Annotated in this window: 23 protein-coding genes; 20 read left to right on the top strand and 3 right to left on the bottom strand. The window is 52.5% G+C overall.

Annotated elements, in window-relative coordinates; translation table 11 throughout:
- The 17 genes from ACKI61_RS10950 to ACKI61_RS11030 all read left to right on the top strand — a co-directional run.
- A partial coding sequence (locus ACKI61_RS10950) for a hypothetical protein (RefSeq protein WP_407457741.1) occupies nucleotides 1-808 on the top strand: 808 nt, incomplete at its 5' end.
- Between the two features lie 74 nt (nucleotides 809-882).
- Nucleotides 883-1,851 carry a porphobilinogen synthase gene (gene hemB, locus ACKI61_RS10955; protein WP_407457742.1) on the top strand — a complete coding sequence of 323 codons (969 nt, stop codon included), beginning with the start codon at nucleotides 883-885 and terminating at the stop codon, nucleotides 1,849-1,851.
- Between the two features lie 130 nt (nucleotides 1,852-1,981).
- The gene (locus ACKI61_RS10960) at nucleotides 1,982-2,374 is read left to right on the top strand and encodes a hypothetical protein (RefSeq protein ID WP_407457743.1); all 393 of its coding nucleotides are present in this window, start codon (nucleotides 1,982-1,984) and stop codon (nucleotides 2,372-2,374) included.
- A 67-nt stretch (nucleotides 2,375-2,441) separates the two neighbouring features.
- Complete coding sequence (gene hemL, locus ACKI61_RS10965; RefSeq protein WP_407457744.1) at nucleotides 2,442-3,728, top strand: glutamate-1-semialdehyde 2,1-aminomutase; 1,287 nt, start codon at nucleotides 2,442-2,444, stop codon at nucleotides 3,726-3,728.
- 79 nt (nucleotides 3,729-3,807) lie between these two features.
- Entirely contained in the window at nucleotides 3,808-4,797 is a 990-nt protein-coding gene (nirJ2, locus tag ACKI61_RS10970; protein WP_407457745.1) for a putative heme d1 biosynthesis radical SAM protein NirJ2, read from the top strand.
- Nucleotides 4,798-4,859: 62 nt separating this feature from the next.
- Nucleotides 4,860-5,486, top strand: a complete 627-nt coding sequence (tadA, locus tag ACKI61_RS10975) for a tRNA adenosine(34) deaminase TadA (RefSeq protein WP_407457746.1) — start codon at nucleotides 4,860-4,862, stop codon at nucleotides 5,484-5,486.
- Nucleotides 5,487-5,516: 30 nt separating this feature from the next.
- Nucleotides 5,517-6,347 carry a hypothetical protein gene (locus ACKI61_RS10980; protein ID WP_407457747.1) on the top strand — a complete coding sequence of 277 codons (831 nt, stop codon included), beginning with the start codon at nucleotides 5,517-5,519 and terminating at the stop codon, nucleotides 6,345-6,347.
- Complete coding sequence (locus tag ACKI61_RS10985) at nucleotides 6,344-7,063, top strand: hypothetical protein (protein WP_407457748.1); 720 nt, start codon at nucleotides 6,344-6,346, stop codon at nucleotides 7,061-7,063. Before ACKI61_RS10980 ends, ACKI61_RS10985 begins: the two co-directional genes overlap by 4 nt.
- A 9-nt stretch (nucleotides 7,064-7,072) precedes the next feature.
- A complete protein-coding gene (locus ACKI61_RS10990; protein WP_407457749.1) occupies nucleotides 7,073-7,981 on the top strand; it encodes a hypothetical protein in 909 nt (302 codons plus the stop codon).
- Between the two features lie 16 nt (nucleotides 7,982-7,997).
- Nucleotides 7,998-9,731, top strand: a complete 1,734-nt coding sequence (locus ACKI61_RS10995; protein WP_407457750.1) for a fimbrial protein — start codon at nucleotides 7,998-8,000, stop codon at nucleotides 9,729-9,731.
- Nucleotides 9,732-9,733: 2 nt separating this feature from the next.
- The gene (locus ACKI61_RS11000; protein WP_407457751.1) at nucleotides 9,734-10,369 is read left to right on the top strand and encodes a flagellar motor protein MotB; all 636 of its coding nucleotides are present in this window, start codon (nucleotides 9,734-9,736) and stop codon (nucleotides 10,367-10,369) included.
- 56 nt (nucleotides 10,370-10,425) lie between these two features.
- Nucleotides 10,426-11,082 (top strand): hypothetical protein, encoded by a 657-nt coding sequence (locus ACKI61_RS11005; protein WP_407457752.1) that lies wholly within the window; start codon nucleotides 10,426-10,428, stop codon nucleotides 11,080-11,082.
- 36 nt (nucleotides 11,083-11,118) lie between these two features.
- Nucleotides 11,119-11,628, top strand: coding sequence for a gamma carbonic anhydrase family protein (locus ACKI61_RS11010; protein ID WP_407457753.1), 510 nt, complete (start codon nucleotides 11,119-11,121; stop codon nucleotides 11,626-11,628).
- Nucleotides 11,628-12,590: a diacylglycerol/lipid kinase family protein gene (locus tag ACKI61_RS11015; protein ID WP_407457754.1), complete on the top strand. Its 963-nt coding sequence runs from the start codon at nucleotides 11,628-11,630 to the stop codon at nucleotides 12,588-12,590. Before ACKI61_RS11010 ends, ACKI61_RS11015 begins: the two co-directional genes overlap by 1 nt.
- On the top strand, nucleotides 12,590-13,690 hold the full coding sequence (locus tag ACKI61_RS11020; RefSeq protein WP_407457755.1) for a UDP-3-O-(3-hydroxymyristoyl)glucosamine N-acyltransferase: 1,101 nt from the start codon (nucleotides 12,590-12,592) through the stop codon (nucleotides 13,688-13,690). Before ACKI61_RS11015 ends, ACKI61_RS11020 begins: the two co-directional genes overlap by 1 nt.
- Complete coding sequence (locus ACKI61_RS11025; protein WP_407457756.1) at nucleotides 13,687-14,634, top strand: UDP-3-O-acyl-N-acetylglucosamine deacetylase; 948 nt, start codon at nucleotides 13,687-13,689, stop codon at nucleotides 14,632-14,634. Before ACKI61_RS11020 ends, ACKI61_RS11025 begins: the two co-directional genes overlap by 4 nt.
- Nucleotides 14,603-15,094, top strand: coding sequence for a 3-hydroxyacyl-ACP dehydratase FabZ family protein (locus tag ACKI61_RS11030; protein WP_233144358.1), 492 nt, complete (start codon nucleotides 14,603-14,605; stop codon nucleotides 15,092-15,094). Before ACKI61_RS11025 ends, ACKI61_RS11030 begins: the two co-directional genes overlap by 32 nt.
- A gap of 1 nt (nucleotide 15,095) precedes the next feature.
- Here ACKI61_RS11030 and ACKI61_RS11035 read toward each other — a convergent pair whose 3' ends face one another.
- The gene (locus ACKI61_RS11035; protein ID WP_291023793.1) at nucleotides 15,096-15,689 is read right to left on the bottom strand and encodes an L-threonylcarbamoyladenylate synthase; all 594 of its coding nucleotides are present in this window, start codon (nucleotides 15,687-15,689) and stop codon (nucleotides 15,096-15,098) included.
- A gap of 125 nt (nucleotides 15,690-15,814) precedes the next feature.
- Here ACKI61_RS11035 and gatB point away from each other — a divergent pair, with 125 nt between their 5' ends.
- The 3 genes from gatB to ACKI61_RS11050 all read left to right on the top strand — a co-directional run bounded on the left by gatB (nucleotide 15,815) and on the right by ACKI61_RS11050 (nucleotide 18,505).
- Nucleotides 15,815-17,272: an Asp-tRNA(Asn)/Glu-tRNA(Gln) amidotransferase subunit GatB gene (gene gatB / locus ACKI61_RS11040; RefSeq protein ID WP_173338275.1), complete on the top strand. Its 1,458-nt coding sequence runs from the start codon at nucleotides 15,815-15,817 to the stop codon at nucleotides 17,270-17,272.
- A 174-nt stretch (nucleotides 17,273-17,446) separates the two neighbouring features.
- Nucleotides 17,447-17,734: a hypothetical protein gene (locus ACKI61_RS11045; protein WP_407457757.1), complete on the top strand. Its 288-nt coding sequence runs from the start codon at nucleotides 17,447-17,449 to the stop codon at nucleotides 17,732-17,734.
- A 36-nt stretch (nucleotides 17,735-17,770) separates the two neighbouring features.
- Entirely contained in the window at nucleotides 17,771-18,505 is a 735-nt protein-coding gene (locus ACKI61_RS11050; RefSeq protein ID WP_407457758.1) for an IMP cyclohydrolase, read from the top strand.
- Nucleotides 18,506-18,521: 16 nt separating this feature from the next.
- On the opposite strand, the gene ACKI61_RS11055 is transcribed toward ACKI61_RS11050, so the two are convergent.
- Nucleotides 18,522-19,913 carry a GntR family transcriptional regulator gene (locus ACKI61_RS11055; protein WP_407457759.1) on the bottom strand — a complete coding sequence of 464 codons (1,392 nt, stop codon included), beginning with the start codon at nucleotides 19,911-19,913 and terminating at the stop codon, nucleotides 18,522-18,524.
- 194 nt (nucleotides 19,914-20,107) lie between these two features.
- The gene (locus ACKI61_RS11060; protein WP_407457760.1) at nucleotides 20,108-21,160 is read right to left on the bottom strand and encodes a family 16 glycosylhydrolase; all 1,053 of its coding nucleotides are present in this window, start codon (nucleotides 21,158-21,160) and stop codon (nucleotides 20,108-20,110) included.
- Between the last annotated feature and the right edge of the window lie 40 nt (nucleotides 21,161-21,200).

The following is a 21,200-nucleotide window of genomic DNA, read 5'->3' on the forward strand; positions in this document are numbered from 1 at the left end:
TAAAGGGCAGACCAAGACGATGGTGGATGCCGTCTACCTGTTCAAGGACGGTTCCTTTATTGTCACCGAACAAAAGGTGAAGGAAAAGAATAACATTTCCACATTTGAAAACGCGGTTGTTGCAGAGGGAACCTGGACTGGCTCGACGGACTCGTTCAAGGAAGGCTCGTTGACGATTACCCTTATGGGAAATGATATTCCTCTCGACATTCATGAAGGAAAATTCTCGATTAGTCCGTTTGGTGTAGACGATTATGAATTCACGTTGGTCGAATCAGGTGTGCCAGAGGCAAGCCCCGTTACCGAGGAACCGAAATCTGATTCGGACGACAAGGAAGATCCCAACGGAACGGCAGAACAGTTGGCATGGGCAAAGTCGATGATCGCTCGTTCAACGGAGTCTGCTTCGAGGGTGGCCACGTTTGAAATTTCGGAACCGACCTGGGAAAGACTGAATACGAAGAGTGAAACCTACAATGCGACCTTTACGATCAAGGTGACCTTAAGCGAAGGTGAATTTATTACCGATGATTTGGATTACCCGACCCTTGCGATAGGGCAGTATCCGGTACACGCGATTGATTCGGAAAAAGACAAACTCCCGGAGCAATGGAATAATAATAACTGGGAAATTAAGGATGCCAAGGTGGTTGGGAATACGATGACGGCTACGATGACGGAGAAAATCGATAACCTGAAGGTGGGACGCGCCTATGTCTTTATCTCGACAAATAACGGTATGGATTCATCGATTGAATATAGCGAAGCGTTCTTCATTGTTCCGCCAAACTACCAAGGTGATTTGTAGTTGAATCTTCTGGGCCCCCACAGCGGGGCCTTTTTTGTTATATTATGAAAAAACACCTTTAACCCGCAGTTGTTATGATTATCCGTCCACGTCGCTTACGCAAGAATGAAACTATTCGCAACATGGTGGCTGAAACAGCCGTCAATCCCGATTCCCTCGTTTACCCGATGTTCGTGGTCGAAGGGGAAAATGTAAGAGAAGAGATCCCATCGATGCCGGGGCAGTTCCGCTTTAGCATCGATGAAATCTTGAAGGAACTCGAAGGCTGCGTGGCCCTTGGAATCAAGTCGATTCTTTTGTTCGGCATTCCGAATTACAAGGACGAAGTGGCGTCTTCCGCTTACGACGACGATGGAATCGTGCAGCGTGCGGTACGCTCCATCAAGGCGAAGTTCCCGGATTTATATGTGATTACCGATGTGTGCCTTTGCGAATACATGAGCCACGGACACTGCGGAATTGTGAAGGACAACGATGTCGATAACGACCCGACGCTTGAACTGTTGGCGAAAACCGCCCTTTCGCATGCGGAAGCCGGAGCCGACATGGTGGCCCCGTCCGATATGATGGATGGCCGTGTGGCGGCAATCCGCGAAAAGTTGGATGAAAATGGATTCCAAAATACGCCGATCATGGCCTATAGCGCAAAGTTTGCAAGCGCTTATTACGGGCCGTTCCGCGATGCCGCTGATTCCGCACCGCATTTTGGCAATCGCAAAAGCTACCAGATGGATGTGCGCAACGGTCGCGAGGCATTGCGTGAAGTTGAACTGGACATTGAAGAAGGGGCTGACATCGTGATGGTGAAGCCTGGGCTTGCATTCCTTGATATTCTGCGGGGAACCGCTGAAATCAGCAATGTGCCCGTGGCGGTCTATAACGTGAGTGGCGAGTATTCGATGGTAAAGGCTGCTGCCAAGATGGGCTGGATTGATGAAAATGCCATTATTCGCGAAAATCTGCTCGCTTTCAAGCGTGCCGGAGCCGACATCATCATCACTTACCATGCCAAGGAAGCGCTTGAAAAGGGTTTAATACATTAAACCGCTGTGCTGTAAATTCTTTTTTACGCAATTTATTAGGAATAAGTTAATTTTTTTGTTCTTTTTTCCATAAAATGAATTATATTTCTTTCTGTCATTAATGACACAAAATCATATTATGGAGAAAAAAATGAAAAAGCTTATGATTCTTGCCGCTCTCGGCACTGCTGCTCTCTTCACTGCTTGCGGTGATGACTCTTCCTCTTCTGCTGCTAGCGATGATCCGATGTCCGGCAAGAGCGTTGTTTCTTGCGACATGGTCACCACTTTCGGTGGCGTTGAAAGCCATACTTGCATGGCTATTGCTGCTGATAATGCTGCTGCTGAAGGTCTCAAGTCTAGTTGCGCTTCTGTGGAAGGCATGATGACTGCAACGCAGGGAACCGGTTGCCCGTCTGGTGCTGAACTTGCCTGCCCGTCTGCAGATGGCTCTTCTGCTGAATACTTCTACGATCAGGGCGTGGGTGGCTTTACCTGCGAACAGATGTCTTCGGAAGAACCCGCTGCTCCGGCTGCACAGTAATCGTTTCATAAACGAATTCGATTTTAGGAAATCCGACCTTTCGGGCCGGATTTTCTATTTTTATAGCATGAACCATTCTTTGAGTGAAAAACTTTTTGCCGAAGCCAAGAACCTGATGCCGGGCGGCGTGAATAGCCCGGTGCGAGCCTATAGCAATGTGGGGGCAACGCCTCCGTTTATCAAGCGAGCCAAGGGTAGCCACATTTACGATGTCGATGGCAACGACTACATCGACTACGTGGGCAGTTGGGGCCCGATGCTTTTGGGACATGCTCATGATGCCGTCATCAAGGCGGTGGCCGATACGGCCCAGAATGGTTTGAGTTTTGGTGCGCCCTGCGGACTGGAATCGGAACTGGCGAAGCTGGTGATGGAACTGGTGCCCAGTGTCGAGATGATCCGCATGGTCAACAGCGGTACCGAAGCGACGATGAGTGCCATCCGTGCAGCGCGTGGTTTCACGGGCCGCGACAAGATTGTCAAGTTTGAAGGTTGTTACCACGGCCATAGCGATAGCTTGCTGATTAAGGCGGGCTCGGGGATGCTTACCACCGGTAAGCCGAGCAGCAAAGGCGTGCCTGCGGACCTCGCCAAGTACACGCTCACGCTCCAGTACAACGATGTGGCGGGCGTGAAGGAACTTTTCGATAAGATTGGCGACGAAATTGCGGGCGTCATTGTAGAACCCGTGGCCGGGAATATGGGCGTGGTGCCCGCGAAGAGAGAATTCTTGCATGCGCTCTCCGAGGAAACCAAGAAACATGGCGCACTCTTGATTGTAGACGAAGTCATGACCGGTTTCCGTGTCGACATTCACTGCGCACAAGGCTTGTACGGCATCAAACCGGACCTGACGACTTTTGGTAAGATTATCGGTGGCGGCATGCCGGTGGGCGCTTATGGCGGTCGCTTGGATGTCATGCAGCAGATAGCGCCGCTCGGCGGAATTTACCAGGCGGGAACCCTGTCGGGTAACCCGGTGGCGATGGCCTCGGGCCTTGCCACGATGCGTGAACTGAAGACGCATCCGGAATATTACAAGCATGCTGAAGCGATGACGACACGCCTGATTGAAGGACTTAAAGACGCCGCAAAAACGGCGGAAATTCCGCTTGCGACAAACCAGGTGGGCTCCATGGGTTGCATCTTCTTTACCGAAGGCCCGGTCACATGCTTTGCCGATGTGCAAAAGTCCGACTTGGATTTGTTCCGCCGCTACTTCCTTGGAATGCTCGACGAAGGCATTTACCTTGCCCCGAGCCAGTTCGAGGCGATCTTTGTGAGTGCCGCCCATACGGAAAGCGACATTGACCGCACCGTCGATGCCGCCCGTAAGGTTTTCAAGTCGCTGTAATTTCTATTTTTTGAATATGTCATTGCGAGGAGCCGTAGGCGACGAAGCAATCCATGGATGAAATTAATGAGGATTTAAAATGATTGTATCTTGGATGACCACCAACAAGTGTAACCTGACCTGCAAGCACTGCTACCAGGACGCAGGCGAGAACAAGGCTGCCGAACTCACGACGCCGGAGGCGTTGAAACTGATTGATGAAATCGCGAAGGCGGGGTTCAAGATCATGATTTTTAGCGGCGGCGAGCCCATGACCCGCCCGGATATTGTGGAACTGGTCGCGCACGCTTCGAGCAAGGGACTTCGCCCGGTGTTCGGCACCAACGGTACGCTCATCACGCACGACCTGGCCTTTGAACTCAAGAAGGCGGGCGCCATGGCGATGGGCATCAGCATCGACAGTATCGACCACGACCGCCATAACGACTTCCGCGGCCTTCCGAATGCCTTCGAGATGACGATGATGGGCATCGAAAACTGCAAGGCGGCTGGTCTCCCGTTCCAGATTCACACGACGATTATGGACTGGAACCAGAACGAAATTTTTGACATCATGGACTGGGTCAAGGAAATCGGTGCGGTGAACCACCAGATTTTCTTCCTCATTCCGGTCGGCCGCGGCAAGGAAATCGAAGGCCATGCGCTCCGCGTCGCCGAATACGAAGGACTCCTCCGCAAGATTATGGAAAAGAGCCGCACGCTCGGCATCCCCGTAAAGCCCACTTGCGCTCCGCAGTTCCTGCGCATAGCAGACCAATTGGACATCAAGACACGTTACAGCCGCGGATGCCTCGCGGGTCTCAGCTACTGCATCGTGAGCCCCATCGGGAAGGTGCGCCCCTGCGCCTACATGATGGAAGAGGCGGGCGATGTGCACGATACTCCGTTTGATGAAATCTGGGCGAATGCGGATGTGTTCAAGAAACTCCGCACCAAGGCCTACTCCGGTGCCTGTGGCAAGTGCAAGTTCAACGATCGCTGCGGCGGTTGCCGCGCCCGTGCCGCTTACTATCATGACGGCGACTACATGCAAGAAGACTCCTACTGCGCCTACGGGAGAGGTCTGTGAGGACGGCACTGCGTGCCTTTGGGGTATGAGCGCGGGGCTAAAGCCCCTTTGAGGAGTGATAAATGAAAGATGAAGAAATGAACAAAGCCGATTCTCGACCCTCAAATCTCAAATCGGCCGAAGTCTGCAACCCTATACCTCACACCTCAAAGCAGCCGAAGGCTGCGACCTCACACCTCATACCTCATACCTCTGAAGATGAAAAATACATGCGCATGGCGCTTCGCGAGGCGCAAAAGGCTTTCGATGAGAAGGAAATTCCCATCGGTTGCGTTATCGTGAAAGATGGGGTAGTCATCGGTAAAGGCCACAACCAGATTGAGATGCTCAAGGACGCCACTGCCCATGCAGAAATCCTTTCAATTGGAACGGCGGCAAGTCACCTTGAAAACTGGCGTCTGGACGGTTGTACTTTGTATGTAACGCTCGAACCCTGCCCGATGTGCGCGGGGGCTATCCTCAACAGCCGTGTCTCGCGCGTAGTCTACGGCTCCCCAGATACCCGTTTCGGCGGCTGCGGCACCACAATCGATGTGATTACGAACAACGCACTCAAGCGCGAAGTCGAGGTGGTGGGCGGCGTGCTCGCCGACGAATGTCTGGGCCTTTTAAAGGCATTTTTCCAACAAATGCGTCTCGAAAAGGGCGATAGCGGCAACAAGGGTGAATTTCAGGGATCCCCAAGTTAAATTTATTCGACGATTTACTACATTCTAGACATGAATTTCTTAAAGCTTTTTACGGGCTCTGTAGCCCTGTGTGTATTATGTGCCTGCGAAGGAAATGAAGTGGTTCTCGCGTTCAATACCCAGAATGTCCCGCCGCAGACCTATTATTTTGAATCCTCTCTGAACGCAATACTCCCGACGGCGGATTCTGTCGAAGCGACCCCCGAGGCGATGAACACCCATCTCGAGGTTCGGGCCACGAATACGCTTTTGACTGCTTACGATGACGGCTCTGCGAAGTTCCAGTTGAAAATCGACTCGGTGGACTACAAGTCCGACAAGCGTACGGTCGAAGAGTTCCGCAGCATGGAACGTTACATGTCCACCGAGCATTTCCAGTTCAAGATGGCTAAAGATGGTGCTGTCCGCGACCCGTTTATCGAAGATTCGGTGATGCTTGGAACGGAAGCGCTGGATCTTATCCGCATTTTCTTGAAGGTGCAGCCGCTGCTGCCGGGCAAGGCGGTCAAGCTGGGTGAAACTTGGGAACGTCCCGTTGAAATTCCTGGCAATTCCGGAAAGACAGTGGTGTACAAGTCGTTTACGCTCGAAGACTGCTATGTTCATGATGGAGTCCAGATGGCAAAGATCGGCATGAACCTGAAGTACAAGGAAGTGGCCGATTCTACATCTGACCTGCGTATGGAAAGTAACGGCTTTATCGTGGGTACAGGATCGATTCTCTTCGATGTAACGCACGGTGCGATTTCTACCGTTCGGATGGAATTGACTGGCGATCTGAGTGTAAATGATATTGTTGCTAATAGCGTGATTCCCGATATGCACGTGATCCAGAAGATTAAGCTGAGGAGTGAATTTTGATTTCGAAGTTTAAGTTGATTGTTGGGGTTGTTGTTGCTGCGCTTTCTTCTAGTGCACTCGCGGGGGAGATGCCTTTCCCGCCTATTGAGAATGGCAAGGTGAAACTGGTGGTGGCGGATAGTCCTTATCTGCTGGAGCAGGGTGCGGTTTTCTCTGCAAAGGACACCCTGGAAATTGAACCGGGTGTTACCGTGCTCATGGGTGAATACGCCAAGCTCATGTTCCGTGGCGCGGTGAAAATTATCGGAACCGATGCGGCTCCGGTGGTCTTCAAGAGTGCCGATTCGATCAAGAGCTGGAACGGCGTCCATTTTGTGTCTGCAAACCGCCCCTTTGAAATCAAGAACCTGATTATCGAAAACGCCTTCCGCAATACGGTGTTCCGTTCCAAGGGCATTTTCGAGAATGTGAAGTTCGTGAACAACTACTACGGGCTTTGGATCGATGACGTTCCCGAAGTTTTCTTGGCCCGCTGCGAATTCTTGCGTAATCGCTTTGCTCTTTCGATCCGCGCAGGACAGGTGATGTCTGCTGACACGAAAATCAACGACAATGTCTATGGCTTGTATCTTGAACCGGGTGGAAAGTTTGATGGCGACCGCAGCTTGATCAAGAACAATCTCGAAGCCGATGTGAGAAACGAGTCCGAAGAACTTGCCGCACAGGGTAAGCGTATCAACCGCAACATTTGGCATCGCATAGAAACCGCGTTCTAAGGAGCATCAGTGCAGGAGTCGTTTCGTAGGTCCATTCGCAAGATGACGGGCAATAGTGTCCGTCTTTCGGTGCGGCCTAACCGTTCCGGAATGATGGCGACCCTTTCGCAATCGATGATGGTGACATGGTCGATTGTGCTGCACGAACATTTGGACGCGATGATGAACGATCCGGCGGTGAATGTCGGGACTTCTGAATTGATCTCGTTCAGCGAAACGGCCTGGAAACTTTCGGACAGTAGTTTTCCGCAGATTATCGCCGATGCAAACAAGCTTTACGACGAGTTCCGCACCAAGTGGATGCAGCGCTTTTCGACAGACGAAGTGATGCGCCTGCTCTTGGAAGGGGGCGACTTCCTTCATCACGACGAAGAAAAGGGCTGGGCACTTACCGTGAAGAACAACAAGCAAGATATCAACGCATTCTATTCGGCGACGATCCACTTGCTGGTGAGCGACGCCGAACCCTTGTTCGTCCGCATGCACGGGCGCGTGATGCAGTTGCAGGAAAAGCTCTGCAAGTACTGGCACTCCGAGAGCGCCGTGGATGCGGTTTCCAAACTGCTCCCCAGTTTGGAAGCGTCGCTCCGCGACAAGGAAAATGCCATGGTGGTGTCGCTACGCAGTTCCCTGAACGCCTTGGCCAAAAAGCGCTTTGCGGCTGCCTTCAATACGAAGGGCCCCGCACACTACTACAGCTCGGCGGCATCTTGCGCTCGCAACGTAGGCCGCTTCTGGAATCCGCATTACGCCTACGAAAACGGATTCCTTGCGTTTACCGATGATTTTTGTGATTACGCCCGCGGACTCACCATCCAGATTATCGAATGGTACCAGAGCAAATGGGCTTTGTTTCTGCGCGGATTCTCGCGCGGTCAGTTAAACTTGTTTGAAACAACGGCTCCTGCTGGAGCTTAAGGATGCAGGTTAAAATATGAAGAATGCATTTAACTTTATTTTGGCTCTTACGGTAATTGGGCTTGTTGCCTTGGTGGCTGCAGCCATCTACTTTGGAGCTCCGCTCTTTGGCTGGATTATCATGGTGGCGATCTTTGCCGTTTTTGTTGGAGAACAAGTTGTTGCCCTCAAGACGGCAAAACAGGTTGCCGAGGAAACTGCCGCTCTGGAACTTTGCGAAAAGCGCGGTACTGTTTCTGGTGATGGTGTTGTGGCAAAGCGAGTCTCCCTTGCCAACAACCTGCTAGAGAAAAAAATCCGCCTAGATTCGTCGATGGCCTACGAAGTCCTTTCGAACAGCGTTGGAATCTCTCTTCCGAGAAGTGCAGGTGGCTCTGTCATTCTCTTGGGCCTGATGGGTACCTTCTTTGGCTTGATGTATTCTGTGGCGACTGCCGGTGGAGCCATTGACAATTCTACGACGCAGGGGACGCTCGATACGATTCAGCTTTTGTTCCAGAACATGAAGGGCATTTTTGGTACAAGCCTTTGTGGTTTGTTCGCCGCCTTGATTTTGAATGTGAGCCGCAACATGGTGCTTGCCGCCCGTGAATCGTTTGTGGCGCGTCTCGATGAACTGACTTTGAACCTGCAGGGAGAAGCCGAAAGCGATGAAAGCGAAGAAGCTCAGGCCAAGACCGAATTGGAGCGCCTATTCGATTCTGTCGAGAAAAACCTGTCTGTCGTCGCGGCGTCTGTAAAGGATGGACTTTCGGGCGTTGTCTCGATGGTGGGCGACGAACTTTCTGCCGTGACTATGAAACTCAATGAATCGCTTGCCAATGTTTCCCAGAACATGAACAAGGCCGTCGAGAACTTGGGCCCTTCTGTCAAGGAATCCTTGTCAGGAGCTTTCACTCCGATGGAACAGAATATCAAGGCGCTTTCTGCGTCTGTGGAATCGATCCCGTCTAAGTTGGATGAAAAGCTGAACGGTATTTCAACAACGCTCAAGAGCTCTCTCGAAGGCGTTTCGAACAATGTAGAATCGGCGCTTTCCAAGGTGGCTTCCGATGTGAAGGCGGGCCTTGATGGGGTTGCCTCTGCAACAGAATCGGCTATGAACGATTCTACGAAGAATGTCGCCGCCGCTGTGGCCGATCAGGTCAAGCAGTCTGGCGACCAGTGGAATTCCTTCATGGAACGCCTTTCTGCCGAGACACTCAAGAATGTGGACAGTCAGAAAGAAGGTCTCGAAACCCTCAAGAACGTGGCTCTGCAGGTGGCCGAAAAGGCTCAGGCCGGTTCTGCCGAACTTTCCCAGTCCGTTTCCGAAAAGCTGTCGGCACTTTCTTCCGATATTCTCGGAGCCTTCCAGAAACTTTCCGAAACTTCGGCTGTGCTCCTCGAAGCCCAGAAAGCCCTTACCGAAAGCATCGACAACCGCGTGGTCAAGGAAAAGGAAGCGACGGACGCCCTTGGCGGAAACCTGGTGGAAACAGCAGAACTCATGCGCGTAAACCAGAGTGAACTCAGCGCGAATTTGGAAATGCTCCGAGCCGGTCTCGAAACCATTCTCGAAAAGCTTTCGGGCGATACTGCAGAACGCGACGAAGAAGAAAGCTTTGTTGAACACCTTAACCAGTCTCTCGAGGCCTTCCACGAACGCGCAAGCGAAGTGCTCATGGAAAATGCGGTCAAGACGCAGGAAATCTTGCTGGAAGTCCTGGAACAGACCCAGCGTAAACCCGAAGTGAGTTCTGAGGGCTAGCGATGCGTTTTAAGAAAGACGAAAACAGCAATCCTTGGATGGCGTATACGGACTTGGGCGTTGCCCTGGTTTCGCTGTTCATCCTTGCGTTTGTGGCGATGGCGACTTTGAAGGAGCAGAAGGCCGAAGACCTGACGCGTACCGAAGAGGAAGTTTTAAGCTGCCAGGAACAGATGCGTAAAATTGCGGCGGAACGCAATGCGCTTTTGTCGAAGAGCTTGCAGACCTCGATTGAAGCGGGCCTTATTGCCCTTGAAGATGGCAAGATCCAGATTCAGGCATCGTTTCTTTTCCCGATTAACGGTGCCGACCTTACCAAGGAAGGCGAAGGCGTGATCCGCGGAATCAGCAAGGGCCTTTTGGAGGCACTTGATTCCACAGACGTAATCATGGTGAGCGGCTTTACCGACGACACTCCGGTGAAATCGAAGACCTATACCAACTGGAACCTTTCGACTGAACGCGCCGTCAATGTCGTGAAGACGCTGATTGCCCAAGGGTTCCCGCCCGATAGGCTCTTTGCGGCAGGCTTTGGCGAACACCAGCCCAAGTATCCCAACGACAGCGAAGAACACCGCCGCTTAAATCGCCGCGTGGAAATCGGCGTCACTCCGCTCCAGAAGATGGAAAAAAGGTAGCACACGTCATTGCGAGCGCAGCGAAGCAATCTATTTTAGAAGCAAAAAGATTAAACATGCAAGAGCGTTTAGACAACATCCGTCAGAACATCGATTCGATCCGCAAGAGCGGAAAGATTCCGCATTGGCGTATGGTCTATGCCGATAGCTTGCTGAACCGCGCCGGTGAATACCTTGCGGTGGACAGACTCCCTGAAGCGACAATGGTTGCCGACAAGTTGGACCGTTGGATCAAGACGCATTCGGTGCATCTCGATTCGCAGGACCGCTTCGCAGAAAATCCGATGGTGTTCTGGAATGCTGACCTGCTGCTTGCAACTTCAGCAAAACTGAAGCAGACCCTTGCAGAAAAAAGGCTGCTGGTCCCTGCGACGGAACGCGAATCGACGCTTCGCCGATTGAATGTCGTGGAAGCCTGGATTCGCGAAGGACAGCTCCTGCAGGCGCATGAAGAGCTCCTTTCGCTGCGTTCGGCGTTGATAGCTCGCTTAAGGCGCAGCCTTCGCGCACGCCTTGTCGCCGCGGACTTGTACCATGGTACTGTTGCTTTGCCCGCAGGAAGCCAAGTTGGCCCCTACAATTCCTTGCACACCCTTGAAGAAACTTTCCATGTGGTAGGTGAGCGCGATCCGATCTGGATTGAAGATTTTCTTGAAATATACAACGACCTGTTCCGCATTACGGAACGCCTGGTTCCTCAGGACAAAAAGTAGCCGATTTCTTTTGGAATCTTTTTGTAGATTATAGTCATGGCAAGTTTGATTGAATACAAGGGCAAGAAACCTGTCGTCGGTGAACGCGTGTTTATCGCCGAGGGTGCAAAGATTGTGGGCGATGTAGAAATCGGCGACGATTCCTCGGTGTTCTACAATGCGGTCATTCGTGCGGATTTGGCCGAAATTCGCATTGGAAAACGCACCAACATTCAGGACAACGTGACGATTCACCTTTCGACAGGTGTCGGGGTGCATGTCGGGAACGATGTGACGGTTGGCCATAATGCGATTTTGCACGCCTGCGACGTCGATGACCATGTGTTGGTCGGTATGGGTGCCATTCTGATGGATGGTGTGCATATCAAGTCCAACAGTGTGGTGGCAGCCGGTGCCATAGTGACTCAGGACAAGGAATTTCCTGAAGGAAGCTTGATTGTGGGTGCTCCGGCTCGTGTGGTGCGGGAACTTACCGAAGACGAAATCCGCAAGTTCCACGAAAATGTGGAACACTACTTGGTGATTAAAGACGAATTGATGAAGTAATGTATAAGTTTGTTTTTCTCATAAACCCGATTAGTGGCGGCGGCCAAGGCAAGGTGATTCACCAGTTCTTGCCCGAAATCATGGCTTCGCTGAATTATAGCGAAGACCAGTGGAAGGCCGAATTCACCCATATCGACGGTCTTGAAAAACAAATTCGCGACGCCCTGGCCAATACGGAAAAGCTGGTGGCCGTCGGTGGCGACGGAACGGTGTCATCTGTCCTTTCGGTGATGGTCTCTTCGGAATACGCGAAGTCCGTGAAAATTGGGCTGATTCCGCTGGGGACCGGTAACGACCTTGCCCGCGTGCTGAACCTTTACAAACCTTATGTGGACAAGGGCTTACTTTTCCTGGTGCGTCGCCTGCTGCAGGCCAAGGCACGACCCTTCGATATCTGGAAGGTGAACGGGAAACTTGCTTTTGCGAACTATTTTTCGGGCGGTATCGATGCCCGAATCGCTCATGATTTTAACCGTGCTCGCGCAAATGGGGAGTTCAACTCGAATTCCGTGCTGGTGAACAAGCTGCATTACGTGAAGAGTTTCTTTGCGGACCGTTCGTATCATTTGAAAAAAGGAAAACTTTCCTTTATCGATGCAGATGGAAAAAATTGGCAGAAGCTTTTGGATGGGCACCGCACGGTGATTGTCGGCAACATTCCGAGCTTTGCGAGCGGAACCAATCCCTTCTACAAGTCGGATATGGCTGATGGTCTACTTGAAATCGTTTGTGTACCGAATATGTTCATGTTCCTGCTCGCTATTGCCGTGGGGACGGTGCCTATTCTTGGAAATTTTGTCAAGAAGCATTTCCTAAAAACGCACAAGGCGAAATCCATTAACCTTGAATTTGCCGAAGACGAATTCTTGCAGCTCGATGGCGAAGACCTGAGCGGTAAACTCGGTGGCCATGTAGACATTGACTTTGCTTGCAAGGTGCAGATTATGGCGCTGGGGGAATAATGTTCTCGGTCTGCGCTTCGGAAATTGTCGATTACCTGCAAAACGAATGTCATATTGAATGTGAATTTTTGCGCAATACAGAATCGATGGAATGTAACGTCTTGCGCGAGTCGCCAGAGGTTACTTTAACAGGCTTTGCTGCACTGACGCAGGCCCGTGAAAATGACGTGAGTTTCTGGGTGGGTCGTATCGAGAGCGTGACGCATGCGAATGGTCCTTCGAACGATGATTTGAAAAAGACGGCTGCCGGCCTCTTGTTTGTGCCTTCTGCAGCGGTGCAATCGGGCGAGGTTTCGTTCGCCGAGATTTTCCCGAACGCAAAGTACATTGTCGCCGTCAAAGAACCTTACCATGCCATGGTCAAGTTCCTGGAACGTTTCGAGGGTAATGGCTTTAATGACAACATGGAATCGGGCGTGCATTTTGACCGCGACTACATGGGCGTGGGCTATGGCGAAACCGGCCCCTGGATTCACCCGACGGCAGTTGTGGAAGGCTTTGTCGACGAAGGCTGCTTTGTCGGACCCGGCTGTATCGTGATGCGCGGTGCAAGCATCGGGCGAGGTTGCCGCCTGGAATCGAACGTGACCATTTACCCGAATGTTATTGTGGGCGAGGGTTGCATTTTTCAGGCAGGCGTCGTAGTCGGTAGCCGCGGGTTCGGATTTTACGAGCACGAGGGCGAGCGCCGCATGGTGCCGCATTTTGCAGGAGTGCGCATCGGGAACCGCTCAAGCTTTGGTGCGAACACGGTCGTGGCGGCCGGATTCATTTCGCCGACGACTATTGGTGACAACTGCCATCTGGATTCCATGGTGCAGATTGCGCATAATTGCGTTTTAGGCAATAACATTTACATGGCCTCGCAGACGGCTCTCGGCGGCACGACGATTCTCGAAGACGGCGTACAGTTCGCGGGCGGTGCTAAGGCCGCGGGGCACTTGACCGTGGGCAAGAATGCGATTGTGACCGCGAAAGCGGGCGTGACCAAGAGCGTTCCCGCAGGCAAAACTGTCGCAGGATTCCCGGCGATTGACATCGAAATCTGGCGTCGTCAAATGGTCGAACTCCGCATGATGGCGAAGAAGAAGTTGAAATGAGCAACGAATTGGTTTTTAAATCTCGCAGCTTGAGCTTTGGTGAAGTCTCGCTTTCTGTCGAGCCGCTGGAGCGTGACCCGCAGAAGGTTCCTTATGTGGCGTGGTATGTGGGCGAGAAGCTTTTTTATCGCAGCGACGCGTGTCATTGTTTTGAAGAACTTGAATTTTTTGCGAAACGTACCGCCGGTTATAAGTTGAATGACTCGACGGGTTCTGCGGCGGGGGAGCCTTCGCGGCAGCTGCTTTCGCCGGAGCATTTGGCACCCGTGTTCCTGATGTGGCCGCACCGGCGCTTTAACGTGCGGCTCACTGATGCGACCAAGCCCGAAGTCCCGATGATGGACGGTTCTGCGATTCCGTTCTTCTGCGAAATGCGAAAATTCTGCGGAGCGCCCGAAGAACTCGTCTTTTACGATGCGCCCGTGCATGCTGAGTGGGACTTAAAAACACCTACGTCATTGCGAGCCGAAGGCGAAGCAATCTACGGTCATGTTCGCATCACGCCTGCCGAAACATTTGAAGTCGAATACGTGCTCGATCGCAATGTGGCCCGCGACGGTTACGACCTGAAGTCGGCGGCTTCCGTCTCCATTTATTCGCCCGAAAACTTGTACCAAATTTTTATGGCGCGCACCTTCATCCATCAGGTGGAACTGGAGCGCGCCCGTGCGGCAGGTCTCCTCGCAGGCGTCGATGAATCTTGCGGACTCCTGCTCGCAGCGGGGGATTGCGCGACTCAAAACAGCGCCTGTTCGTCAAAATTCCGCATCGCAAACGAACCTGCGATGCATAAAATACTAGATTTGATTGGAGACCTGAGTTTTATCTGTCCGGCCCTTCCGAGGGTCAGAATCGAAATCACCAACGGTGGGCATGTGTCCCACCACCAAATCATGGAGAAAATCATTCCTTATGTCAATGCTGGAATCTTTACCCAAGTCTAACGTCGATGGAATCCTCTACGATGCCGAAGTCGTCCACAGCGTGCTTCCGCAGAAGGCCCCGTTTGCCTTTGTCGATGAAATCTTGAGTCTCGACGCTGAAAACATGGAAATCGTTGCCAAGTGGCACTTGACCGGCGAAGAAGGATTCCTCAAGGGACATTTCCCGGGCAATCCGGTGCTCCCCGGCGTGATTCAGATTGAATCCATGGCCCAGGCTGCCACGCTCCTCACCATGATCGGTCGCGAAGCCGAAACCACGGGCAAGCGCCCCGCCTTCATGGGTGTCGAAAACTGCCGTTTCCGTGCTCCGGTGATTCCGAAGGCCGAAATCGTTCTGAAGGCTAAGCTCATCATGGCTCGCCACGGCATTTACAAGTACAGCGGCGAACTCCTGACCGTCGATGCCGAAGGCAAGGAAACCCTCTGCACCAAGGCCGACTTCAGCGCCGCCATGGTGTAAGTTACGGGTCTAGCAACTCGCCACGAATCACTTCGACTTGATCCCCGACCAAACTGATAATGTTGGTCGGGTTTATTTCGATGGGGCCGCAATCGACCATCATGTCGACGGAATGCTCGAAGGTTTTCCAGATATCGTCGGGCTCGTACATGTCTTCGTCAGTGAGTTTTGCGGCCGTGCTCAGGATCGGCTTGTCGAAATGTTGGAAAAGTTCCTTGAAGAACGGGTGCGTCGGCATCCTCACGCCAATTTCGGGGCGCTTGACGTCCAGGCGGCGGGCAATGTGCGGGTCGGCGGGCAAAATAAATGTATACGGTCCGGGCACGCGCGGCTTCATGATGTTGAATGCAAAGTTGTCTACACGGGCGTAGTCGGTGGCCTTGCGAATGTCCGGAATGATGAGCGCCATGAAGAATTTCTTCATCGGCTTCTTGAGGGCGTAAAGCTTGTGGATGGCCTTGGGCGATTCGGCATTACAGCCAATCGCGTAACCAGATTCAGTGGGGTAGAGGACCAAGCCGTCGTCTTCGAGGGCGGCTGCGGCAAGCTTCACGATTCGCGCTTGCGGATTTACTGGGTGAACTTCAAAACGCATGGCGATAAAATAGTAAAAACATAGGAAATTGCAATGGCTATTTTTAAGGCTTAAAAACATAAAAATCCAGCTGTTTTGCCTGTCTTTTTTCTATTTTGTATGCCGTAAAATAATACGGAGTTTTTATGCCTAACTATTGTCCTGTTATCGGTCTTGAAATCCATTGCCAGCTCGCGACGAAGACGAAGATGTTCTGCGGCTGCGAAATCGAAGTGAATACGACCCCGAACAAGCACGTTTGCCCCGTTTGCCTCGGTATGCCGGGTGCCATGCCCGTGCCGAACAAGAAGGCGGTGGAATACGCCATTCGCCTGGGCCTTGCCCTGAACTGCGAAATCGACCTGAACGCGATGTGGACCCGCAAGAACTACTTCTACCCGGACCTGCCGAAGGGCTACCAGATTACCCAGACGGGCGGACTTCCGGTGTACGACCACCCGATTTGCAAGAACGGCTGGCTCGAGATTGTCAAGGAAGACGGCACCAAGAAGCGCGTGGGCATTACCCGTATCCACATGGAAGAAGATGCCGGTAAGCTCATCCACGACATGAGCCCCACCGATTCCCACTTCGACGCGAACCGCTGCGGCACCCCGCTCTGCGAAATCGTGACCGAACCGGATATCCGTAGCCCCGAAGAAGCCGTGCTCGTTCTCAAGAAGATCAAGCAGACGCTGGAATACACCCGCGTGTCCAACGCCAACATGGAAAACGGCAACATGCGCTGCGACGGTAATATCTCGCTCCGTGCCAGCGAAGACGCCCCGTTTGGTATCCGCGCCGAAATCAAGAACCTGAACAGCTTCACGAACCTCGAGAAGGCCCTGTACTGCGAAATGAACTTGCAGGCCTCGACCCTCGATGCCGGTAAGGAAGTGGAACAGTGCACCAAGCGCTACGACCCCAACGCGGACAAGACCATCGTCATCCGCAGTAAGGAAGACGCCCACGACTACAAGTATTTCCCGGAACCGGACATGGTGCGCCTCGTGACTGACCCGGCCTTTGTGGAAGAAATCCGCCGCACGCTTCCGGAACTGCCGGATGCCCGCCGCAAGCGCTTCATGGACGACTTCGGTGTTTCCGAATACGACGCCATGGTGCTGACCGAAGACCGCGACGTGAGCGAATGGTACGATACCGCCGCAAAGAACTGCAAGAACGGTAAGGTGCTCGCCAACTGGGTGATTACCGAACTTCTGGCTAAGGTGAAGGAATTGGAAGGCGGCCTCAGCGCCCTCAAGATCAAGCCCGAAGACCTCTGCAAGCTCGTGAACCTCATTGCCGACAACACCATCAACGGAAAGATTGCAAAGACGGTATTCGCCGAGATGTTCGAGACCGGCAAGGATCCTGAAGCCATCGTGAAGGAAAAGGGCCTGGTGCAGGTGACCGACACCGGTGCCATCGAAGAAGTGGTCCGCGCTGTGTGTGCCGAAAATGCGGCCCAGTTCGCCGAATTCAAGGCAGGCAAGGTTGCGCTCAAGGGCTTCCTCGTGGGTATGACCATGCGCAAGTCCGGCGGCAAGGCTAACCCGGGCCTCGTGAACCAGATCCTCGACAAGCTCGCGAAGGAAGGGTAGGGGTTCTGGGCTGTGGGGTCGCTCGTTTCACTCGCTTTGGGATATGAGGTAAAGATGTCAAATAGTACATCTACTTTTCCTCATACCTCAAAGGCGCAATGCGCCGACCTCATACCACAGAGGCGCAACGCGCCGACCTCATACCTCGTGCCACGTTCCCTTTGCATTTTTCTGTTGCTTTTTGCCCTTGCAATTCCCGCAGCAGCCGCAGACAAGCTCGATAAGTACGACAGCGCTTACGTGAGTACGCTGAACATGACCGACGAAGAAATCGCGGAAACTTACGGCATCGATTCGACCAAGCTGAATCAGGGTCCGACTCTTCAGGAACTTAACGAAGAAAATCCGACCTACGTCAAGCGCGACTACAACCACCGCCAGCAAGTCATTGTCGGCAGCGTGGTGATGCTCTGTGTCGCCGTCGCCATGGTTCTGATGAACAACTACAACCCGAAACGATAAAATTTCCCAATCACCAACCACTATTTACTAATCACTATGTCCTACACAGACGAAGCAAAACAGAATTTCAAGACCCTCTCCAATAACCCCTATCCTGGCCGTGGAATTATCCTCGGCGAAAGCGCCGACGGCAAGTCCTACGTTCAGGTCTACTGGATTATGGGCCGTAGCGTCAACAGCCGCAACCGCGTGTTCGAAATCGAACCGAAGACCGGCTTCATGAAGACCAAGGCCTTCGACGAATCCAAGCTCACGGACCCGCACCTGATTATCTACTACCCGGCACGCCACACCGCCGATGTTCAGATTATCACCAACGGCGACCAGACCGACACGATTTACGACGCCATTAAGCTGGGCGGCACATTCGAAAGCGCCCTCCGCACGCGCCAGTACGAAGACGACGCCCCGAACTTCACGCCGCGCATCTCCGGCATCCACTACAAGAACGCTAGCCCCGCCGTGTACAAGCTCTCCATCCTCAAGAGCCGTAACAACAGCGAAGAAGCCGGCTGCGAACGCATGACGTTCGAATACGAAAAGGCGCTGCCGGGTCTCGGCCACTTCATCAGTACCTACGAAACTGACGGCAGCCCGATCCCGAGCTTCAACGGTTTCCCGAAACTGATGCCGATTTTTGACAACGCCGAAGACACGCTCAAGAAGTACTGGGCCGCCCTGAACAAGGACAACAAGGTGTCGCTCATGGTCAAGTGGATTGACAAGAAGACCTTCAAGGCCAAGACCCTGATCGTGAATAAAAACAAGTAGTTTTTAGTTTGCAGATCTATTTTTCCACCACGTTCCCTAGGATGTGGTGGATTTTTTTGATGCCGTCAAAAGCCGAGGGGTTGCTGATGTAGTAGAAGATTTGTTCTACGAGTGCGTCGGTGTTGAAGTCGTAAGAGGGAATGCGCAAGAGGTAGCTTTCCATGGAGTTGTCGAAGGCGATGTAGGTGGGCCCGATGTTTGGCTGCGGAATTTCCATGTTGTTTTCTTCGACCATCTCCATGAAGATTCCCGCGACTTCGTCGTTCACGCAAATCCACGGCATATTGTTGCCGTTTGCCGCCTGGAATTCGAGGGCGCGCTCGGCGAGTGTTTTGAGTTTGTCCTTTTCTAGGCTGCGCGCCATGATTTCTACGGAGAGTTTTTCGACTTTCTTGCGGGCAATTTGTTTGTAATCCCAAGGGCTCGCGAATTCATCGTCCACATAGGGATGCACCACTAGGCCTGATTCTTCGAGGCCGGTCAGGCGATCCTTGGACCAAGAGCTATTGTGGTACGGCGAAAAATAGCCTACTTCGGTCACGCCGAGACCCAGCAGGTAGCGGCCAATTTCCTTGCCGGACTGTTTGCCGAAAGTGGAATTGAAGAACACCCAGTTGTCCTTGCGCAAAAAACTCTTAGGCACGGAATCAATGGGATGTTCCCACCACACAGCCACGGGAAATTTCGCGTCGGCAAAGAACGTCAAAAGCGGCCTGAAATTCTGTACCAGGAGCGTCGAGAGGATTGCACCTACGGCGTTCGGGTGCTCCGAAAGCTTACAGGGCTTGCCGCTGCGGTCTATGAGTTTGCCTGAGGCATCATTGATACCAAACAGAGTGAGTTTGTAGTGGTTCTTACCTGCAGTCTTGTAGATAAGCCGTAAAAAGTCCAGCTCGCGTTCGCTTTCGGCGCTGAATCCGCCCCAGCTGTTGCATCGCGTCACGAAAATCAGCTCGCTGAGGGGAGCCTCATCTCTTTGCTGCTGCTTGCGGTAAAAAACGTACTGGCGGCCTTCTTTTTTCAAGATGCCCAAGGCCACCTTTTCTTCTAGGAACTTGCGGAGCGTGCCCTGCGAAACATTGTAGCGGGCGGAAAGTTCCTTGGAAAGGGGGAGCGGTTGCGAAGGTTTAAGATAGCCTTGCGCAAAGTCGCGTTCGAAAGCCTTGGCGAGTTTTTCGGAAACCGTCTCATGAACGTAGGCGACCTTGGACCGTAGGGGAGACGTGCCCCAAAAACAGCCCTTTCCTTGAATCTTGCAAATTTTTCCTGCGGATTCCAGCTCGGCAAGCGCCGCCTGCACCGTGCCCGACGAAGAACCGAAGCTCTTGATCATGGACCGCACCGACGGGAGCCTGTCGCCCTCGGCGAGGTTCATGTCAAGCAAAGCCTTGATAATCCGCTGTTTCATAGCCGAAAATATAATAAAGAGCCGAGCGGTCTGTTGTGAGCCACAAAGCCCCAAGCGTTAAGCTGGGGCGGTGGCGAGAGCGCGAGCCAATGGGAAGAACCGACTTGTTTGCAGCTCGCGCGGTCATTAAATAAAAAGACCTGCACAGGGGAGGTTCCTATGCAGGTCGGGGTTGTTTGGGGTTGGATGAATTTCTAGAAGTTAAAGTCCACTTGGTAATTAGCCTTGTTGTTCGGGTTCACGCGAGCGCCCTTGGCGTTGACCGTACCGCGGATTGCCCTGTTGCTTGTTTGAGTGCGAAGCGGATGAATTGCTTCTGTTTCGCTGCTGGAGCTGAACGGATTAAATTCGCTGCTAGAACTCGGCGGATTGTCCTGTGCGCTGCTGGAAGAAGCCGGGGTTGTGCCGTTTTTATATTCGGCGTCGCCTGCAGCATCCTGAGGAACCTGACCATTGAAGTTTTCCTGACCCTTGCGAGTGAGGGCCAAAATCAACATGCCGTCTCTGGAATAGATGTTCTGCTTGGTGAGATCCACGCGATTGCCATCAAAGGTCCAGTCGCCCTTGCCCCAGCGGCCAGAGTCGAACGAGTCAAAGTTGTCGGTCCAGTCGAGCGTGAAGTCGCTGCCGTTAGGACCCTGACCCGGAGTATACTTGTAAGCCTTGACCCAGTTGATGAACTGGAAAAGCGGAAGTTTGGATTCGTCGAACGGGCCAACCCAAGCTTCACTTTCAGAAGACCAAATGTTGAATCGGAGTCCCTGCTGGATGCCATTTTGGCCGTTTTTCAGGGCGTCAACCTGATTCCTGGGATCATTTTCTCCCTTGACCGTTTTGCGCATTTCTACGCCATCAACTGTCCAACGGACATAATCGGGTGTCCATTCGATGCCATAAGTATGAAATTCTTCGTTCGCAGCCGGATTCACGGTATGGTGTTTTTCGCTGGTGATCTGTTTTGCAGCATTGCCAGTAATGATGTTCGACTGGAACTGGTTGGGGGCTTTTCCGAGAACCTCGATATCAACTTCAACCCAGGCTCTTCCATCGTTTTTTTCTGAGCCATTCTGGTAAAGAAACATGGAACTGACGGTACCGGAGGCAGCGGCCATCTTCATGCGGGCTTCGTACTTACCATACCCGAATTCTTCAAGTGTGTAGAGTTCTGCGCCGGAATATGCTTTGTTTTGTGCCATAGTTGCTACCGCCGCGATTGCGAGTACGGAAAGAGTCGTTTTAAGATGCATTATGCCTCCAATAAACACATCCAAATCACCAGTAATGAAT

This window comes from Fibrobacter sp., assembly GCF_045601785.1.
Lineage (GTDB): Bacteria > Fibrobacterota > Fibrobacteria > Fibrobacterales > Fibrobacteraceae > Fibrobacter.

What these genes read in the sequence shown, in the direction of transcription:
- hemB (WP_407457742.1), top strand. Translation starts at nt 883, where the DNA reads ATGATTATCCGTCCACGTCGCTTACGCAAGAATGAAACTATTCGCAAC.
- ACKI61_RS10960 (WP_407457743.1), top strand. Translation starts at nt 1,982, where the DNA reads ATGAAAAAGCTTATGATTCTTGCCGCTCTCGGCACTGCTGCTCTCTTC.
- hemL (WP_407457744.1), top strand. Translation starts at nt 2,442, where the DNA reads ATGAACCATTCTTTGAGTGAAAAACTTTTTGCCGAAGCCAAGAACCTG.
- nirJ2 (WP_407457745.1), top strand. Translation starts at nt 3,808, where the DNA reads ATGATTGTATCTTGGATGACCACCAACAAGTGTAACCTGACCTGCAAG.
- tadA (WP_407457746.1), top strand. Translation starts at nt 4,860, where the DNA reads ATGAAAGATGAAGAAATGAACAAAGCCGATTCTCGACCCTCAAATCTC.
- ACKI61_RS10980 (WP_407457747.1), top strand. Translation starts at nt 5,517, where the DNA reads ATGAATTTCTTAAAGCTTTTTACGGGCTCTGTAGCCCTGTGTGTATTA.
- ACKI61_RS10995 (WP_407457750.1), top strand. Translation starts at nt 7,998, where the DNA reads ATGAAGAATGCATTTAACTTTATTTTGGCTCTTACGGTAATTGGGCTT.
- ACKI61_RS11000 (WP_407457751.1), top strand. Translation starts at nt 9,734, where the DNA reads ATGCGTTTTAAGAAAGACGAAAACAGCAATCCTTGGATGGCGTATACG.
- ACKI61_RS11005 (WP_407457752.1), top strand. Translation starts at nt 10,426, where the DNA reads ATGCAAGAGCGTTTAGACAACATCCGTCAGAACATCGATTCGATCCGC.
- ACKI61_RS11010 (WP_407457753.1), top strand. Translation starts at nt 11,119, where the DNA reads ATGGCAAGTTTGATTGAATACAAGGGCAAGAAACCTGTCGTCGGTGAA.
- ACKI61_RS11015 (WP_407457754.1), top strand. Translation starts at nt 11,628, where the DNA reads ATGTATAAGTTTGTTTTTCTCATAAACCCGATTAGTGGCGGCGGCCAA.
- ACKI61_RS11020 (WP_407457755.1), top strand. Translation starts at nt 12,590, where the DNA reads ATGTTCTCGGTCTGCGCTTCGGAAATTGTCGATTACCTGCAAAACGAA.
- ACKI61_RS11025 (WP_407457756.1), top strand. Translation starts at nt 13,687, where the DNA reads ATGAGCAACGAATTGGTTTTTAAATCTCGCAGCTTGAGCTTTGGTGAA.
- ACKI61_RS11030 (WP_233144358.1), top strand. Translation starts at nt 14,603, where the DNA reads ATGTCAATGCTGGAATCTTTACCCAAGTCTAACGTCGATGGAATCCTC.
- ACKI61_RS11035 (WP_291023793.1), bottom strand. Translation starts at nt 15,689, where the DNA reads ATGCGTTTTGAAGTTCACCCAGTAAATCCGCAAGCGCGAATCGTGAAG.
- gatB (WP_173338275.1), top strand. Translation starts at nt 15,815, where the DNA reads ATGCCTAACTATTGTCCTGTTATCGGTCTTGAAATCCATTGCCAGCTC.
- ACKI61_RS11050 (WP_407457758.1), top strand. Translation starts at nt 17,771, where the DNA reads ATGTCCTACACAGACGAAGCAAAACAGAATTTCAAGACCCTCTCCAAT.
- ACKI61_RS11055 (WP_407457759.1), bottom strand. Translation starts at nt 19,913, where the DNA reads ATGAAACAGCGGATTATCAAGGCTTTGCTTGACATGAACCTCGCCGAG.
- ACKI61_RS11060 (WP_407457760.1), bottom strand. Translation starts at nt 21,160, where the DNA reads ATGCATCTTAAAACGACTCTTTCCGTACTCGCAATCGCGGCGGTAGCA.